A 17,143-nucleotide genomic window follows, 5' to 3' on the forward strand; every position below is an offset into this window, starting at 1 on the left:
GAAGATGAGAGGAGCCTATTTATGTTAAGTGATTTTGAATTTGAACAGCTATGTTTAAAATTACATATACCTAAGAAAACCCAAGAATTCATAAATCATATACGTGTTTCTGAACCTGTACGTCGTGTAGGAGGCGGTCATCATAATGTTTGTGGAACATATCCTAGTAAAAAAATGGGTTACACAATTCAATATGAATCTTCTAAGGTTGAGTTACCAGCTATTTTTATGATGGAGAATGACCCGAATGTTTTAGAGTATTATGATCAACCAACTAAAATTAAACTTCAATATCAAAAGTCTAATGGTAGAAAAGTGGCTCCTATCTATACTCCTGACTTTTTAGTCATTACAAAAGATGCTATTTACTTTGAAGAATGGAAAACTGAAAGAGAACTTATAAAATTATTTGAAAAAGAGCCAGTAAGATATAAAAAAAATGAAACAGGGCAATGGTGTTCGTCGCCGGCGGAACAATGGGCAATGGAACATGCTTTAAAATTTAGAGTTAGATCAGATAGTGAAATTAATTGGGTATTGTCTCGTAATTTTCAGTTTTTAGATGATTATTTAAGAACTGGTCAACAAAATATATCAAGTGATATTAAAAATGTTATCTTCAATATAATTAAAACTTCTCCAGGAATATCCCTTCAAGACTTAATTCAATCTTCTAATTTATATTCAGCTGATTATGTATACGATTTAATAATATGTAATGAAATTTATGTTGATTTAAACACTTATTTACTTAGTGAACCCGATAGAACTCCTGTATATATAAGCGTTGAACAATATCATTCTTTTATAAATAGTGCTATTAGTGAGCAACAACAAGAAAATTGTAAACCTGAAATAGTGAGAACTGATATAGGTACTAATGTAATATGGGATGGTAATCAGTATCTAATTATTAATAATGGTAATGAACAGATAACTCTATTGTCTTCAGAAGAAAAGGTTGTTAAAGTTCCGGAAAATATATTTATGGATTTATTTGTGGAAGGAAATATTAGAGGAATTAATACAATTAGTCGTGACAAAGAAAAAATAAGAAGGGAGATACTTATACAAGCCAAACAAGCTGATTATGAAATTGCAAATCGAAGATATGAGTTAGTAAAGAGAAAGCTAAATGGAGAATTAAATGAGGATAATGATGTTCCTTCAAGAACGATTAGGGAATGGACTAAAAAATTTAAAGAAGCACAACTTTTATATGGAAATGGTTATTTAGGCTTAATTCCTAAAAGTAAAGATAGGGGTAATAGAAGTGATAAATTGCCAACGGAATCCATCGAATTAATGAATGAATACATTGAACGAGATTATGAAACCAATAAACAAAAGTCAATGAGAGTTGTTTATGGTTCATTAATTAATGCTTGTGAGGAAAAAGGAATTATCGCACCAAGTTATAAAACATTTACGAATTATATTAAATTACGTCCCAAAGCTTTGGGAATAGAAAAGAGAAAAGGGAAGAGAGCGGCATATAATTACAATCAATTTTATTGGGAATTAGAATTAAAAACACCTAGACATGGGGAACGAGCTTTTCATGTTTGTCATATTGATCATACAGAATTAGATATTGAGCTCGTTGATTCAAAAACAAAAAAATCTTTGGGAAGACCATGGCTTACCCTTATGACAGATGCTTACTCAAGAAGAGTTTTATCCTTTTTCTTAACATTTGATCCACCTAGTTATCGCTCAGTCATGATGGTGATGAGGGATTGTGTTAGAAGACATTCGAGAGTGCCTCAAACAGTTGTTGTAGATAATGGAAAAGAATTTAGTAGTGTGTATTTTGAAACATTATTAGCATACTTTGAAATCACAAAAAAATCTAGACCGCCCGCTAAGTCTAGGTTTGGTTCTGTAATTGAAAGGATGTTTGGGACGACTAATACAATGTTTATTCATAATTTAAAAGGCAATACATTGATTATGAAAGATGTTCGTCAAGTTACGAAAAGCGTAAATCCCAAAACTCATGCGGTATGGACGATTAAAGAATTATATGGATATTTGAATGAATGGTTTGAAGATGTATATCATAAGCTTTCTCATCCTGCATTGGGACAAACCCCTTTAGAATGTTTCGAACAGAGTTTTGCGATTAGTGGCTCTAGAGAATTTAAGTTAATTCGTTATGATGATGAATTTAAGGTTTTAACCCTGCCTTCAACTTCTAAAGGTACAGCAAAGGTACATGTAGGGCGTGGTGTGAAAATTGATTATAAATATTACTGGTGTAGTGAATTTAGTAATCCAAAAGTGGAAAATACAAATGTAGCTGTTAGGTACGATCCTTATGATATCAGTATCGCTTATGCATATGTAAATAATAAATGGGTTAGATGTATATCGGAGTACTATTCAATTTTTAGAAATCGAACAGAGAGAGAGTTAAAATATATTACGGCTGAGCTCAAAAAAAGGTTTAAGAATCATAATAAGTCGTTTAATATTTCTGCAAAAATGATAGCCGACTTTATTAACAAGAGCGAAAAAAGTGAAAGAGCATTTGAACAGGCAATTAAAGATCGAGAAATGCAATCAATTGCTAGTAAAGAGAAAGGTGATAGATTAACTATTGAAAATCAACAAGAAGCTGAGGAAGTATTTACTAGCCAGGAAAAGATCAATGTATTGAATTTTGAGTTTAGGCCATTAAAGCGATTTAGTGAAGGAGGGTAATGATGTCTTCGCAAAGAAATTTTCCTCAAGAACTTTTATTAGAGTCTAGTGAAAAAAGAGGGACATGGTTTGAACAATATGTAAAAGTTGAACATCCTATTATGGAGAATATTGTAGAGGATTTAGTTGAACGTATTAAAAACCCGGCTGGAAGTAATTTAATTATGGTAGTTGGTCCAACTGGGGTGGGAAAGACTACTGTACAAGAATTGGTAGTACGTAAAATTTATCAATGGTGTGCCGAAAAACAAGACATAGATAACAGGATACCCATTACAGGTTTAGAGTTACCCTCTCCAGAATTAGGAAGATTTAATTGGAAAGCTTATTATAAAAGGGCATTAGAAGCTTTAAATGAACCATTAATTGATTTTAAGGTAGATTACGATACTTTAAAAAAGGATGGAAATAGAACAAAAATAAGTCCTTATGACAAAAGAACATCTCCTGAATTAAGGCGTTCTTTAGAAAAAGCATTTTATTATAGAAAGCCTTTGGCTTTTTTAGTTGATGAAGCTCAACATTTTTCAAATATTGCAAGTGGAAAAACGTTGCACTTGCAATTAGATGTTATTAAATCCTTAGCAAACATATCTGGTGTATTACATATTCTTGTTGGTCATTATGATTTAGCTGATTTTATTAATTTAAGTGGACAATTAAGTAGAAGGGTTACAGACATTCACTTTGCAAGATATAATGCCAATAATATTGATGAACTAAAACATTTTGTCAATGTTTTAGCAAATTTACAGCAACAACTCCCCTTAGAGAAAGAACCAGATTTAATAAATCATTATGATTTCATATATGAGCGTACACTGGGATGTGTAGGAGTTTTGAAAGATTGGCTTAGTCGGTGCTTAGTTGGTACCTTAAACAATGGTGAGGCTACAATCAGTTTACGGTCTTTGAAAAAGTACGCTTTACCAATTAGTAAAATAGAAGTAATGATGGAAGAAATTAAAGTAGGCGAAGATAAATTTAATGAAGATAAAGATAAAGTTATTGAATTGCGAGTAAGAATGGGACTAGATAAATTTAATGTAGATTCAGTTAATCAAGAATCTTCAAATCTGCATGGTAAAACAAAGAAAAATGTAGGCGTTAGAAAAGCGAAACGTGATGTAATAGGGAAGTGAAATAATGGGGATTCAAAGTATAGATCCAGTGATACGCAATAAATATAAAGTAGATGTTAGTACACTTTATTCAATAGAGCCTATAGGATTAGGGACTCCCTATGTAGAAAGCTTGACTAGCTATATCTCAAGGTTAGCTTATATCCATAATGTTAAGGTTGGAGTATTAATTAAAAGAATTATTGTTAAAGAATTAAAGAATGAATCAGTAAGAAATAAGCTATATAATCAAGGAGTATCATCAGTTACGCAAGGAATAAATGGCTTTGGGGATATCTGTTTAGATTATGTACAAGCATTAGAGAAATTAACGGTAAGGAACGATATTACTTATTTAACTATGCTATCATGGACATCAATTATAAATGTGAGAAAAATAGTAGATAATCATAGAAAATGGTGTTCAGCTTGTTTAGATGAATGGAAAAAGCAAGAAAGCCCCATTTATGAACCGTTAATCTGGTATTTGCGTGGAAGTAAATATTGTACAGTGCATAAGAAGAGGTTATCCGAAATATGTTGGAATTGTTCAAAGAAATTGATGCATCTACACGGGGAGATTCGTATGGGGTATTGTCAGTATTGTCAAGAATGGTTAGGAGAAACTAAAAATTATAAAATTAAAGAAGCTCAATATCACGTAACTAGCAAAGAGAAAGCATTAGTCAATGATTACGGTCTATTATTAGAAATGGCTCCGAAGATGTTGGAGGTACCATTAAAATATAAAAGTAGAATTATTCTAAAAGAAATCAAGGAAGAATTAGGTCTTTATGCAAGGGAATTAGCAGAGCTTTTTTCTGTAGGTCCACCTTCTATATTTAATTGGTTAAATGGAAGGAAATATCTATCTATTGACTCCCTTTTTGAATTTTCCTACCATTCTAATGTTAAGGTGTATAATCTTCTTACAAAGGAAATTTCTCAATATAAAGAGGAAATGAATAACCTTATGTTAATAATTAAAGCAAAAGATGGTAAGGAGAAAATGAATATAAAGGGTAGGCAATTTGAGAAATTGCGTTTAAAAGATGTATTAGAAAAAGAATTAGAATCAACTGAATCGAAAAGCCTAGCTGATATACATATAAAGTATGGGTATGCACCAGTTACAATAAAAAAGCATTTCCCTAATTTATATCGGAAAATTAAATTGAAACATAAGATACATAAAGATAGCATTATAAAAAAACGAAACGATGAAAGAAAAGAAGCGCTAGAGAGGGTTTTAAATGATAATTTATATCAAGATTTGAGTTTATATTTAATTTTGCAGAAATTGGGTATTTCGCGTTCAGCGGGAAGAATTAATTTCTCAGAAGTATGTAATAAAATCAGTAAGAGATATAAAAACTATCAATTAAAGATGAAAGAAGAACGTAAAATAAGAATTATCAAGGAAATTGAACATTATATTTACTATCTACATAATCAAGGGATTTATCCTAGTGGACACCAGCTTGCCAAATATCTTTCTGAACCTGCTTGTGTCCTTAAACCAGTTTTTCGAGAAGCCCACCTAGATTTATTAAAAAAATTAGGATATCGCTAGTAATGTAGCGTTGGTTGTCTTTGTAGAATAATTTCTTTCTTTATGAAAAATGTAACTCTAATGGAAATTAGTAAAACTTTAGTTATAACGATTAAGAGAAGTGTGAGGTTCAATATAAAATTACAAAGAGCACCTAAAAAGGTGCTCTTTGTAATGAGCCTGACGGGAATCGAACCCGCACGCCACAAAAGGAAAATTGATTGCAAGTCGAGCGCGTTTGCCAGTTCCGCCACAAGAATTTTAGGAACATTCATGTGATACTAATTGAATTAAGAATACTTAATTGTAGGTAAAGCTGAAAATAGCGGCAAGGTTATGGGTTAATCAAAAACTTTGGGCAATATTATGCTTCACATTTTATAAGCTTATCCTAAAAAAAGAGTGGTTTATGGCAATAATATGGTTCAAATTGTGGCTGATTTATAGTTCAAATCACATTTTTGTATGATATGAACCATAACTCTGCCGGATTGGCGAGGTTATGGTTCTTTTTGTTATGTGGAAATGAGATTTTGAGATTTTGTCGGTGGTGGATTTATGGGGTATGCTGTGGGTGATTGGTATGAGTCTTCGTCGAATGTTGTCGACTAATCGATATATTGGAAAAATCGTTGATATATTTGCAGAGGAGTGTTTGACGTGATTGTAAAAGGAAGAAAAATACCGATTTATATACGACAGTTAGAAGCACTACTTAGAAGGTTACCTGTACATCACCCAAAACGAAATTTAATTGTAGAAAATTTGGCAAAACACATGGCGGGTTATAAAGGGGAGCAAGCAATTGATTATCCGCTTAGTTTTATTTCTGAGAAAGAGTATAGTGTTTTACATGATGTTCGCTTATCTAATTACGATCAATACTTTCAAATTGATACTATTATCCTTTCCACGAAATTTCTTCTTTTTCTTGAAATAAAAAATATAGCAGGTACATTACTTTTTGATGCAAAGTTCAATCAACTTATCCGAATAGCGGAAGGGCATTCAGAGGGATTCCCAGATCCGGTTTTACAAATAAAAAGGCAAGAAATACAACTTAAGGAATGGTTAAGCTTACACGGATTTTCTTCTATTCTTCCAATTGAATCCCTCGTTGTTATTAGCTCACCTCGTACCATTATAAAATCTTCAGATGACAACCTTCTTCATACAATTATCCATAGTGCAAATTTACCTCATAAAATAAAGTGGTTTGAAAGTAAATATAAGAAAAACGCTATAGATAATGTAGATAGGCTCGTTCATCAAATAATGATGGAGCATTCGCCACTGCAACACAATATACTTGGGCAATATAAAATAGAGAAAGAGGAGTTGTTAAATGGAGTACAATGTGAGGAATGCTTAGTTATTCCAATGCTTAAAATGAAGAAAGGATGGCGTTGTCTAAGTTGTAAAGCTTTTTCTAAAGTGGCGCATGAGGGTGCTTTACGAGATTATGCATTGCTCATTAGTACGACATGTACGAACGGTAAATTGAAAGAGTTTCTTCACGTGTCATCGGGTATGGTTGTAAACAGACTCCTCCACGCAATGAACCTCCCGCACACCGGAAAAAACAAAGGCAGAAAATATGATTTAACACGCCTACAATTATAATTTTGCTATAATGAACAAGTACTTATGCGAAGGGGAGTTTTAAAAGAAAATGAAATCATTTAATATCGATCATTATATAGCTAGCGTTTTACAATGGATATTAAACATAGCGTTAATCATATTATCCATTGTTTTGTCTATCTTTTTAATTAACGAGACAATCACGTTTATTCAATACATATTTTCGGCGAAGAAGTATACATCTTATAAATTAGTTGAAAGTATCATTGTTTACTTCTTATACTTCGAGTTCATCGCATTAATTATTAAGTATTTTAAATCGAATTATCATTTTCCGTTACGCTATTTTATTTATATCGGGATTACGGCTTTAATTCGATTAATTATTGTATCTCATGAGGAACCGATGGAGACGTTATTATATGCGGGATCCATTCTTGTATTAGTCATTGCTTTATACATATCAAATATGAGAGATTTGAGAAAAGAGTAGTAGTGTAAACTTTCGTTTGCACTATTTTTTTACGTCTTGACCTTCAAGCAACTTGAAAGTTTAAAATGTAAGTAGGGCGTTTGAAATCGAAAAAATTTGAGAAATTAAGTGAAGAGGTTTCTTTTACTTGGAGGTTATAGAAATGAGTCAGGAATTGAAGTTACGTCCTTTAGAACGGGAAGATTTAAAGTTTGTACATGAACTTAATAATAATGCACATATTATGTCGTATTGGTTTGAAGAGCCGTATGAGGCATTTGTGGAGCTACAAGATTTATACGATAAACATATACATGATCAAAGTGAACGCCGATTTATCGTTGAGAAAGATAATGAGATGGTTGGATTGGTTGAGTTAGTAGAAATCGATTATATTCACCGTAGAACTGAATTCCAAATTATTATTGATCCTAATTATCAAGGTTACGGTTATGCAGCTGATGCAACGCGTTTAGCAATGGATTACGCTTTTTCTGTATTAAATATGCATAAAATATATTTAGTTGTCGATAAAGAGAATGAAAAAGCTGTGCACGTTTATAAAAAGGTTGGATTTATAGTAGAAGGTGAGCTACAAGATGAATTCTTCGTTGATGGTACGTATCATAATGCGATAAGAATGTGCATGTTTCAGAAACAATATTTAGAAAAAAAGCGTTTATAAAGTATTAACTTTATAAACGCTTTTTTATTTTTAAGGATATAAATTTATTGTAAAACGATAAATTTATATTGACTTGTGATGTTCCTTTCGTTATTATGATGGTAGTTAGCGAAGAAGAATTTTACGTATAGAGGAGAATATATTATGAAAAAATATGTATTATCCATGATGTTAATCGTGCTAGGATTTATTTTCTTATCGATACATGGTGCAAATAGTAATGTAGCGGAGAATGGTATGCTAATGGAGCCTTACTTTTTCTTAGTACTGGTAAGTTATTTGCTATTCTTTATGGCTATAGTGACAGGTTCATTTACATTTATTCGATTAAACTTAAAAGGGAATAAGTAAATATATATAAGCGGCGAGTGATCATATTTGCCGTTTTTTTGTACGTTTATTTGGATTACAGGGGTTCCATATTTTATCCTTTTCGGCAAGAAGACTCCATCTGATTTGTGTTACAGGTGAAACCCAACAATTCAGGTGGAGATGAATTGCCGTCAGAAGGTAGACCAAACACTTTTGTGTCGTTCATAACAATTTTTTGAGGGCGAATATTTGTTTCTTTTTGTCTTACGATATAACCTATCGTAGATAAGGAGGGAATATATCGTAAGACAACGAAATTGGATAATAATAATCATTCGGTTACTTGAGCCAAAGGGAATTACGATGAAAACCATGTTCTCATTTCGTGAAACGAGATTTCCCTAAGATAAAACATTATCTTAGGAAAGAAATAAATTTAATGAACTCTCTAAGAAAGGTGGTGAAAACAATGGCTAGAAAGAAAGCTGTGAAAGTATTACGAAAACAAAAGAAAAGAGAAACCATGCAACGATTCACTCAGAAACAGAATATCGGACGAGCTTGCCTTACTGCAAAAGAATTTCGCTTACTGCAACGCATGTCGCATAGTTCAAAAGCGTTGCGAAATGTTGGCTTGTACACGATTAAACAAAGTTATTTGAATCATAATAAAATGGCTACTGTAAAAGAAGTGGACACTGCTATGCAAGCCGATATAAACTACTGGGGCATGCAATCAAACTCTGTTCAAGCGATTCGTAGAGCCCTATTTACAGAAGTGAAGAGCTTTTTCAAAGCGTTGGAACAGTGGAAGAAAAAACCTGAAACCTTCACAGGTCGTCCTAAGTTTCCGAATTATTCTCGTTCAACTGACAAACGAATTATTGAAATCTATCAAGTGCCAAAAGTGGATGATAACGGGTATTGGATGATTCCGATGAATGTTGCATTCAGAAAAAAATTCGGTTCCATTAAAATACGTATGCCTAAAAATATAAGAAATAAAAAAATCTCCTACATTGAGATTGTACCGAAGCAAAAAGGTCGGTTCTTTGAGGTGCATTATACATATGAGATGCACGTTTCTCAAATGAAAAAACCATCCACGACTACTAGTAACGCTTTGAGTTGCGATTTAGGTGTAGATAGATTAGTAAGTTGCGTAACAAATACAGGTGATACATTCTTAATTGATGGAAAAAAACTAAAATCCATTAATCAATACTTCAACAAAACGATACGTAATCTACAACGGAAAAATATAGGAAATGGACTTTCGAAACGTGTTGTAACGAATCAAATGGCTGCAGTTTGGCATAAACGGGAACGACAAATAAATGGTTACATTTCACAAACGGTAGGCTTGTTGTTCAAAAAAGTGAAAGCATTTAGCATAGATACGGTTGTCGTAGGGTATAACGCTGGTTGGAAACAAAAATCTGATATGGGAAAAAAGAATAATCAAACATTTGTTCAAATCCCATTTCATAAACTGATTGCAGCAATTGAGAATAAATGTGTAAAAGAAGGCATCCGTTTTTTAAAACAAGAAGAAAGCTATACTTCAAAAGCTAGTTTTCTAGACAAAGATCCGATTCCTGTTTGGTCTAAGGATGATAGGACGCATTATCGCTTTAGTGGCAAACGAATCACTCGTGGTCTGTACCAAAGTAAAGCAGGAACATGTATCCATGCTGATATTAATGGTGCATTGAATACATTGGAAAAATCAAAAGTTGTAGAATTAGATGACAATCTCAAAGTGAAAATGCCGATTTTATTAGAAGTGCAAAAACGTAAGGCTGTTGCTTCGCGCATAGCTTAGTGGGTGCGTCAACCATCCATGTGTACTCGACTTGTCGGGGCTTGTAGCACACGCCGGATTCATCTGAGTGGTGGCTTCTTCCACAAGGAAGAATTGCTCTTTTTCGAAAGGGTGGTGCAAGTGGGAAAACAATCGTTCGTTGCCAGTACCAACCAAAAACTTACTTGGGGTGTTACCGTAAGGTGACATGAATGCTAGAGCGTCAAACTGTCTAGCGATAGACGAAAAGACCTAGCGTTCTAACTCAAGCCCCCACTGAAACGCTTCATCTCAGAGGGGGTAGTTGACAGTAGGGGATTATCATACAAGTATTTTAGTGATCCTATTACTTATTTTATTTTTCTCAGTTGTTATATCCATTTTCACTTCTTTACTTTCTCATTTAGTTAGGAAAGCGAGTGACATACAAGAAGATAACGACTTAACGATTTGAGGTGCTCTGTTATGGCGATTATAGTAAATCTTGATGTAATGTTAGCGAAGCGGAAAATGAGTGTGACAGAGCTATCTGGCAAGTTAGGAATTACGATGGCAAATGTTTCGATTTTGAAAAACGGAAAAGCGAAAGCAATTAAGTTTTCGACTTTAGAGAAGATATGTGAAGTTTTAGATTGTCAGCCTGGTGATATTTTAGAGTATCAAAAGGAAGAATTGTTGTGAAGTTACGTATGAGAACAAAAAACATATGATATAGGTGAAGTGTAATTATATGTAAAAAGTGAGTTGAATAATGATGAACCATTATTTTCACACTGGAAGACAAGTAGGGCCGGCTATTACACTGGCCGGGGCACAGGAGACAATTCAGGCAGTGCATCAGGCTATTCAGATGCAACAACAAGCACAGGTAGAGCAAATGATGCAGAGTCAGTATATGCCGTATACACAGCCTCCGATGCAAATCGTACATTATAATGTATATCCAGCTGGTTTATTTTCAATTCCTTATGGCGCAACATACTTTTTATGAAAGAAAGCGACTGATAAGAGTCGCTTTCTTTTTTATATTCCGCCTAATTTCATCCCAAGGAATGCGAATGTGATACCAATTATATAAGTAGTGCTTAAATATAGAAGTAGTACGCGATAGTTTTTACGTTTGAAAAGCTGAATGGATTCTAATTTAAACGTTGAGAATGTAGTAAAGGCACCCATGAATCCGGTACCTAATAATAGCTGCCAACTTGTAGTTATCCCTTTGCCAATTATATATCCGAGTAAAAAAGCCCCCGTTATATTCACAAGAAATGTAGCGATTGGAAATGCAGTTGGATAACTATTTTTAAACCAATTGCTAATTGCAAATCGTGTAATGGCACCGAAGAAACCTCCAGTTGCTACTAATAAAGCTTCCATCATGAGTAATCACCTTCCGTAAGACGTTTCTTAATTAAGAAATCACCTATTGTATAGCCAAGGCCAGACATAATGAGGCCACCAAGTATACTACATGATACATATAAGAAAGCAGTGCGCCATTCAGAATGATGGAGTAATTGCACGGTTTCTACACTGAACGTCGAAAACGTCGTAAAGGAACCAATGAATCCAGTCCCGATGCCTGTAATAACCTCTGAAGGTAAGATGTTTAGCCGGGCGATATAAGTAGTTAGCCATGCTAATAAGAAGCAGCCGGCTAAGTTAATAAGTAATGTAGCTAATGGAAATGAATGATGCCAAAATGTATGAATAGTAAGTCCTAAATAATAACGGGACAGAGCTCCTAATATACCGGCTATGCCAACGATAATATAAATCAATTTCCTCACCTCTTTCATAGTTTGTTCAAAAAAATAGACTCCTACCAGCAAGTATACTGGTAGGAGTCATTAGCTAAATAGCAGTTATGGCGAACTCCATCGCCTATGATTATTACATATAGTGTACTAAATCTTGCCGTTAAATTCCAATGAAAATTTCGAGGTGATTACAACTTATATAAATTGCTTAAAACCTAAATATAATGATGTGATTTTTTTAGTGTGGTAAAATATTTCTTGCGTTTGTCATTTTGTTATAATTAACTGAAAATAAAGAAGAATGAGTTGTGTTTCTAGAAAAGGGGTCGTTTGTTTGAAGAAGTTTTTAAAAGTAATACTTATATTTATTTTAGTAGTAGCAGTCATTTTGGGTGGGTTTTTAGGATATATGACACTTACAAAAAAACAACCAGCCGATGTAATAAGTTTAAAAGTGGAAAATAATAAGGAGCGCGTATTAGAGCAAGGAAATGAATTTAAAGTTACGACATTCAATATTGGATATGCTGGATTAGATAAGGATCAAGACTTCTTTATGGACGGCGGAAAAGGTTCTGGTTCGAGTAGTAAGGAGCAAACCGAGACTAATTTAAAAAATATGCTTTCGTTTTTACAAAGTGAGAATAGCGATTTTACATTGTTACAAGAAGTTGATAAAAAATCTCTTCGCTCATTTGACATAAATGAGCATGAATTTTTGAAACAAGGATTATCAGAGTATGCTACAACATTTGGGAAGAATTATGATACAAAGTGGGTTCCTGTTCCGATCACAAAACCAATGGGATATGCTGAGGGAGGACTAAGTACATTTTCTAAATACGCAGTTCAAAAAGCAACGCGATTCCAATTACCAGGAATGGAGCCTTGGCCGAAGCGTTTATTCGATTTAGATCGAGCAATTGTCGAACATAAAATCCCAGTTAATAATGGGAAGTATGTTAGACTCATAAACGTACATTTATCTGCTTATGATGAAGGCGGAAAAATTAGAAAGCAACAAGTAGAATATTTAAAAGAATATATGAACAAGTGTTATCAAAGTGGTGATTACGTAATAATGGGCGGGGATTGGAATCAATTACTTTCTGACGTTCAATTAAGCGATCCGAAGTTTGTGAAAGAGCGCCCGGAATGGTTAGTAGAGTTGCCGAAAGATTTTACTGACGGAGGATTCCAGTGGGCTGTAGACCCTTCTGTTATGACAGTGAGGGATGATGTGAAGAAATATGTAGAAGGCGAAAATTTTGTCACGATTATTGATGGTTTTGTCGTTTCACCGAATGTTGAGATTGTAAATGTACAAGGGAAAGATTTGAAGTTTGAAAATAGTGATCATAACCCAGTGAGTGCGGTATTTAAACTGAAGTAATCGAAACATAAAAGTGTAGGGACAGAGTAGCATAAAGGATGTTACATATAGTTAATCAGCAAGTGGGCTGTTGGAAAGTATTTTAGAAAAACAATTTCACTTCAAAAGAGCACAAATGATGTGCTCTTTTGCATTTAAGCGACTACTTGATAGGAATTTAATTGCTTTTCTCCGCATTTTCTGCCAAGCTTAAGGAGATAAAATACTTCAAAGAAAGAATTAGATAGGTGACTCATATGATTGAAGTTAAGACTTCTGAACTTAGTGATGGAGAATTTAATAGAGGTGTATTTGCAACTCGTGATATTAAAAAGGGTGAGTTGATACACTCAGCACCAGTTATCTCTTATCCGAATGAACAGCATGAACACATTGAGAAAACGTTACTTGCTGACTATGCATTTGAGTATGGAATAAATCATACGGCAATCCTTTTAGGGTATGGTATGTTATTTAATCATTCATATACACCGAATGCAACGTATGATATTGTCTTCGAGAACCATACGTTTAACTTCTTTGCTTATAAGGATATAAAAGCGGGAGAAGAGATCTTAATCAATTATAATGGTGAAGTTGATGATGACGAGCTGTTATGGTTTGATAAAGAAAAAGAAGAGAACGAAAAGTAAATTAAAGCGTATAGAAGGGCACAGTCTGTTGGATGTGCTCTTTTTTTATTGGGATAAATAAAGTGAACATTGCGAAAATACCACTTTATTTTTATATGGTATAGTAAGATACGGAGGGATAGTATTTTGTAGAAGTTATATATTTTACAAATTGTTGTCTTTCTGGTTACATGTCAAGTTTAGTAGCCTATTTGGGTTGCTTTATTATGCGATATATATTTTAATATGAGTGGCACCTCTTATTATTTAAGAGGTTTATAGGTGTCTCGAATTGATTTTAGGTACACTGTATCCACCACTTTCAGTTTCATATATGTGGGGATATTATGGGCCCGTATAACGGGATAAAAAGATTATAGAAATAGAGGAATCGTAAAATGAATATGCAAGAGGTTTATAAATATTTAAGTACGGTATTGCCTGAAGGTCATGTGAAGAAAGATGAAATGTTAAAGAATCATACGCACATTAAAGTTGGCGGAAAAGCCGATGTATTTGTTGCGCCTACAAATTATGATGAAATTCAAGAAGTTATTAAGTATGCAAATCAACACAATATTCCAGTTACGTTTTTAGGAAACGGATCGAATGTTATTATTAAAGACGGTGGTCTTCGCGGGATTACAGTAAGTTTAATTCATATTACAGGTGTTACTGTATCAGGAACAACGATTGTAGCACAATGTGGTGCAGCAATTATTGATGTATCACGTATTGCATTAGATCATAATTTAACAGGTCTTGAGTTTGCTTGCGGTATTCCAGGTTCAGTTGGCGGAGCATTATATATGAATGCTGGTGCATACGGTGGTGAAGTATCGTTTGTATTAACAGAAGCTGTCGTAATGACAGGTGACGGAGACTTACGTACTTTAACGAAAGATGAATTTGAATTTGGATATCGTAAGAGTGTGTTTGCGAACAATCAGTACATTATTCTTGAAGCGAAGTTTGAACTTGAAGAAGGTGTGCGTGAAGAAATTAAAGAAAAAATGGATGATTTAACGTTTAAGCGTGAATCAAAACAACCGTTAGAGTATCCTTCATGTGGTAGTGTATTTAAGCGTCCACCAAATAATTTTGCGGGTAAGCTTATTCAAGAATCAGGACTGCAAGGTAAGCGAATTGGCGGAGTGGAAGTTTCTTTAAAACACGCTGGATTTATGGTGAATGTTGATAATGGAACGGCACAAGATTATATTGATTTAATTCATTTCGTACAAAAAACTGTTGAAGAAAAATTCAGTGTGAAACTAGAGCGAGAAGTAAGGATTATTGGAGAAGATCTACAATAATCTTTGAATAAAAAGCGTATAAAAGTATGAATTATTTTGAAATAATATTTGGGTATTGTTGACAATTTGTCTTTTATTCAATATAATGGCTAATAATTTAACAAATAATATACGTTGAAAGAGCCCAGTAGCAGTTTGTCACTGTTATCAAAGAGAGCTAGGGGTTGCTGGAACCTAGCACAAACAAACTTGCGAATTACACTCTGGAGTATCTTAGGTAACGCTAAGCGGACTAGCAATCGATATTATTGCTAAGAGTGGTATGAGTAGCTATGCTATTTATACAAACTGGGTGGTAACACGGTGAATAATCGTCCCTATGTCTATCGTAGACATAGGGGCTTTTTTGTTTTTTTAAAATAAAGGGGATGAAAAAAGATGAATATTATTGATGAATTAGAATGGCGCGGTGCTGTGAATCAACAGACAGATGAAGAAGGTTTACGTAAGCTAGTAGAAGAGAAAAAGATTTCACTATACTGCGGAGTGGATCCGACTGGTGATAGTATGCATATCGGACATTTGATTCCGTTTATGATGATGAAGAGATTCCAATTAGCTGGCCATCATCCTGTTATTTTAATTGGCGGAGCAACAGGAACAATTGGTGATCCAAGTGGACGTCAGTCAGAGCGTCAACTGCAAACGTTAGAAGTAGTTCAGCATAATGTAGATGCGTTAACAGCGCAAATGAAAAAGCTATTTGATTTCGGCGGAAATAGCGAAGTGAAGATGGTAAACAACTACGACTGGACACATGAAATAAACATTATCGAGTTTTTACGTGATTACGGGAAAAACTTTAGTATTAATAGCATGTTAGCGAAGGATATTGTAGCGAGCCGTTTAGATACAGGCATTTCCTTCACAGAATTTACGTACCAAATTTTGCAAGCGATGGATTTCCATCATTTATACACAAAAGAAGATGTTCAACTGCAAATTGGTGGTAGTGACCAATGGGGAAATATTACGAGCGGATTAGATTTAATTCGTAAGTTAGAAGGTCATGAAGCGAAAGTATTTGGGTTAACAATTCCGTTATTATTAAAATCAGATGGTACGAAGTTTGGTAAATCAGCAGGCGGTGCGGTTTGGCTTGATCCTGAAAAAACAACACCGTTTGAATTCTACCAGTTTTGGGTGAATACGGATGATCGTGATGTAGTTAAATACTTGAAATACTTTACATTCTTAACGAAAGAGCGCATTGATGAATTAGCAGCGAAGGTAGAAACAGAGCCTCATAAACGTGAAGCGCAAAAAGTATTAGCAGAAGAAATGACGAAGTTCGTTCATGGCGAAGAGGCATTCCTGCAAGCTGTGAAAATTACAGCAGCGTTATTTAGTGGAGATATTAAATCGCTAACAGCTGATGAAATTGAACAAGGCTTTAAAGAAATGCCGACATTCCAGTCTTCAAAAGAGACGAAAAATATTGTAGAGTGGCTAGTTGATTTAGGGATCGAACCATCTAGACGTCAAGCACGTGAAGATATTAATAACGGTGCGATTTCTATGAATGGTGAAAAAGTAACGGATGTAGCTACGGATGTGACTGTAGAAAATTCATTTGATGGAAGATTTATTATTATCCGCAAAGGGAAAAAGAACTACAGTTTAGTGAAGTTAGGAGAATAGTTTTTGTGAAAGAGACTATCTAAAAGATTTAATCTTTTGGATAGGATAGCGATAGTAAGTGGAATTATATCGACGCAACTTGAAATATATCGAACATAATTCACATTATATCGACGTTTCGACAAGGAATATCGACTTAACGACAAAATATGACGAAACCTATTAGGAAAAGAAAGCCGTCTCAAA

17 protein-coding genes, 1 riboswitch and 1 other annotated feature are annotated in these 17,143 nt (G+C 34.0%); of the genes, 15 read left to right on the forward strand and 2 right to left on the reverse strand.

Annotated elements, in window-relative coordinates:
* Positions 1–21: 21 nt before the first annotated feature.
* The 11 genes from MR065_RS12395 to MR065_RS12445 all read left to right on the forward strand — a co-directional run bounded on the left by MR065_RS12395 (position 22) and on the right by MR065_RS12445 (position 11,227).
* Entirely contained in the window at positions 22–2,706 is a 2,685-nt protein-coding gene (locus tag MR065_RS12395) for a TnsA endonuclease N-terminal domain-containing protein (RefSeq protein ID WP_242213851.1), read from the forward strand.
* 2 nt (positions 2,707–2,708) lie between these two features.
* Entirely contained in the window at positions 2,709–3,848 is a 1,140-nt protein-coding gene (locus MR065_RS12400; protein WP_242213852.1) for an ATP-binding protein, read from the forward strand.
* Between the two features lie 4 nt (positions 3,849–3,852).
* Positions 3,853–5,400 carry a helix-turn-helix domain-containing protein gene (locus tag MR065_RS12405; RefSeq protein WP_242213853.1) on the forward strand — a complete coding sequence of 516 codons (1,548 nt, stop codon included), beginning with the start codon at positions 3,853–3,855 and terminating at the stop codon, positions 5,398–5,400.
* Positions 5,401–6,039: 639 nt separating this feature from the next.
* Positions 6,040–7,002, forward strand: a complete 963-nt coding sequence (locus tag MR065_RS12410) for a nuclease-related domain-containing protein (protein WP_242213854.1) — start codon at positions 6,040–6,042, stop codon at positions 7,000–7,002.
* A 49-nt stretch (positions 7,003–7,051) separates the two neighbouring features.
* Complete coding sequence (gene psiE, locus MR065_RS12415) at positions 7,052–7,456, forward strand: phosphate-starvation-inducible protein PsiE (RefSeq protein ID WP_002129862.1); 405 nt, start codon at positions 7,052–7,054, stop codon at positions 7,454–7,456.
* A gap of 142 nt (positions 7,457–7,598) precedes the next feature.
* Complete coding sequence (gene speG / locus MR065_RS12420) at positions 7,599–8,120, forward strand: spermidine N1-acetyltransferase (RefSeq protein WP_097904177.1); 522 nt, start codon at positions 7,599–7,601, stop codon at positions 8,118–8,120.
* A gap of 144 nt (positions 8,121–8,264) precedes the next feature.
* Positions 8,265–8,471, forward strand: a complete 207-nt coding sequence (locus tag MR065_RS12425) for a DUF3955 domain-containing protein (protein ID WP_242213855.1) — start codon at positions 8,265–8,267, stop codon at positions 8,469–8,471.
* 430 nt (positions 8,472–8,901) lie between these two features.
* The gene (locus MR065_RS12430) at positions 8,902–10,257 is read left to right on the forward strand and encodes an RNA-guided endonuclease TnpB family protein (RefSeq protein ID WP_242213856.1); all 1,356 of its coding nucleotides are present in this window, start codon (positions 8,902–8,904) and stop codon (positions 10,255–10,257) included.
* 283 nt (positions 10,258–10,540) lie between these two features.
* Complete coding sequence (locus MR065_RS12435; RefSeq protein ID WP_242213857.1) at positions 10,541–10,690, forward strand: DUF2975 domain-containing protein; 150 nt, start codon at positions 10,541–10,543, stop codon at positions 10,688–10,690.
* Between the two features lie 11 nt (positions 10,691–10,701).
* On the forward strand, positions 10,702–10,917 hold the full coding sequence (locus tag MR065_RS12440) for a helix-turn-helix domain-containing protein (protein WP_242213858.1): 216 nt from the start codon (positions 10,702–10,704) through the stop codon (positions 10,915–10,917).
* A gap of 70 nt (positions 10,918–10,987) precedes the next feature.
* On the forward strand, positions 10,988–11,227 hold the full coding sequence (locus tag MR065_RS12445) for a DUF3947 family protein (RefSeq protein WP_098268299.1): 240 nt from the start codon (positions 10,988–10,990) through the stop codon (positions 11,225–11,227).
* Between the two features lie 32 nt (positions 11,228–11,259).
* Here MR065_RS12445 and crcB (MR065_RS12450) read toward each other — a convergent pair whose 3' ends face one another.
* Together crcB (MR065_RS12450) and crcB (MR065_RS12455) are read right to left on the reverse strand one after the other, a co-directional pair.
* The gene (crcB, locus tag MR065_RS12450) at positions 11,260–11,616 is read right to left on the reverse strand and encodes a fluoride efflux transporter CrcB (RefSeq protein ID WP_242213859.1); all 357 of its coding nucleotides are present in this window, start codon (positions 11,614–11,616) and stop codon (positions 11,260–11,262) included.
* Positions 11,613–12,017 (reverse strand): fluoride efflux transporter CrcB, encoded by a 405-nt coding sequence (gene crcB / locus MR065_RS12455; RefSeq protein WP_242213860.1) that lies wholly within the window; start codon positions 12,015–12,017, stop codon positions 11,613–11,615. The genes crcB (MR065_RS12450) and crcB (MR065_RS12455) overlap by 4 nt, the downstream gene beginning before the upstream one ends.
* 53 nt (positions 12,018–12,070) lie before the next feature.
* Positions 12,071–12,130: riboswitch (Fluoride riboswitch) on the reverse strand.
* Positions 12,131–12,330: 200 nt separating this feature from the next.
* Between crcB (MR065_RS12455) and MR065_RS12460 the strand changes: the two genes are divergently transcribed.
* The 4 genes from MR065_RS12460 to tyrS all read left to right on the forward strand — a co-directional run bounded on the left by MR065_RS12460 (position 12,331) and on the right by tyrS (position 16,957).
* Complete coding sequence (locus MR065_RS12460) at positions 12,331–13,389, forward strand: endonuclease/exonuclease/phosphatase family protein (protein ID WP_097904182.1); 1,059 nt, start codon at positions 12,331–12,333, stop codon at positions 13,387–13,389.
* Between the two features lie 236 nt (positions 13,390–13,625).
* The gene (locus MR065_RS12465; protein ID WP_141436386.1) at positions 13,626–14,021 is read left to right on the forward strand and encodes an SET domain-containing protein; all 396 of its coding nucleotides are present in this window, start codon (positions 13,626–13,628) and stop codon (positions 14,019–14,021) included.
* A 377-nt stretch (positions 14,022–14,398) separates the two neighbouring features.
* On the forward strand, positions 14,399–15,316 hold the full coding sequence (gene murB / locus MR065_RS12470) for a UDP-N-acetylmuramate dehydrogenase (RefSeq protein ID WP_242213861.1): 918 nt from the start codon (positions 14,399–14,401) through the stop codon (positions 15,314–15,316).
* 105 nt (positions 15,317–15,421) lie between these two features.
* Positions 15,422–15,638: a binding site (T-box leader), on the forward strand.
* 56 nt (positions 15,639–15,694) lie between these two features.
* Positions 15,695–16,957, forward strand: coding sequence for a tyrosine--tRNA ligase (gene tyrS, locus MR065_RS12475; protein ID WP_242213862.1), 1,263 nt, complete (start codon positions 15,695–15,697; stop codon positions 16,955–16,957).
* The last annotated feature ends 186 nt before the right edge of the window (positions 16,958–17,143 follow it).

Source organism: Bacillus cereus group sp. BfR-BA-01383 (assembly GCF_022663495.1).
Taxonomy (GTDB): Bacteria; Bacillota; Bacilli; order Bacillales; family Bacillaceae_G; genus Bacillus_A; species Bacillus_A cereus_AU.

Excerpts from the sequence above, each read along its gene's own strand:
- MR065_RS12465 (WP_141436386.1), top strand. The coding sequence starts at position 13,626 with ATGATTGAAGTTAAGACTTCTGAACTTAGTGATGGAGAATTTAATAGA.
- MR065_RS12400 (WP_242213852.1), top strand. The coding sequence starts at position 2,709 with ATGTCTTCGCAAAGAAATTTTCCTCAAGAACTTTTATTAGAGTCTAGT.
- crcB (WP_242213859.1), bottom strand. The coding sequence starts at position 11,616 with ATGATGGAAGCTTTATTAGTAGCAACTGGAGGTTTCTTCGGTGCCATT.
- MR065_RS12425 (WP_242213855.1), top strand. The coding sequence starts at position 8,265 with ATGAAAAAATATGTATTATCCATGATGTTAATCGTGCTAGGATTTATT.
- MR065_RS12405 (WP_242213853.1), top strand. The coding sequence starts at position 3,853 with ATGGGGATTCAAAGTATAGATCCAGTGATACGCAATAAATATAAAGTA.
- MR065_RS12395 (WP_242213851.1), top strand. The coding sequence starts at position 22 with ATGTTAAGTGATTTTGAATTTGAACAGCTATGTTTAAAATTACATATA.
- MR065_RS12440 (WP_242213858.1), top strand. The coding sequence starts at position 10,702 with ATGGCGATTATAGTAAATCTTGATGTAATGTTAGCGAAGCGGAAAATG.
- MR065_RS12430 (WP_242213856.1), top strand. The coding sequence starts at position 8,902 with ATGGCTAGAAAGAAAGCTGTGAAAGTATTACGAAAACAAAAGAAAAGA.
- psiE (WP_002129862.1), top strand. The coding sequence starts at position 7,052 with ATGAAATCATTTAATATCGATCATTATATAGCTAGCGTTTTACAATGG.
- murB (WP_242213861.1), top strand. The coding sequence starts at position 14,399 with ATGAATATGCAAGAGGTTTATAAATATTTAAGTACGGTATTGCCTGAA.
- tyrS (WP_242213862.1), top strand. The coding sequence starts at position 15,695 with ATGAATATTATTGATGAATTAGAATGGCGCGGTGCTGTGAATCAACAG.
- MR065_RS12445 (WP_098268299.1), top strand. The coding sequence starts at position 10,988 with ATGATGAACCATTATTTTCACACTGGAAGACAAGTAGGGCCGGCTATT.
- speG (WP_097904177.1), top strand. The coding sequence starts at position 7,599 with ATGAGTCAGGAATTGAAGTTACGTCCTTTAGAACGGGAAGATTTAAAG.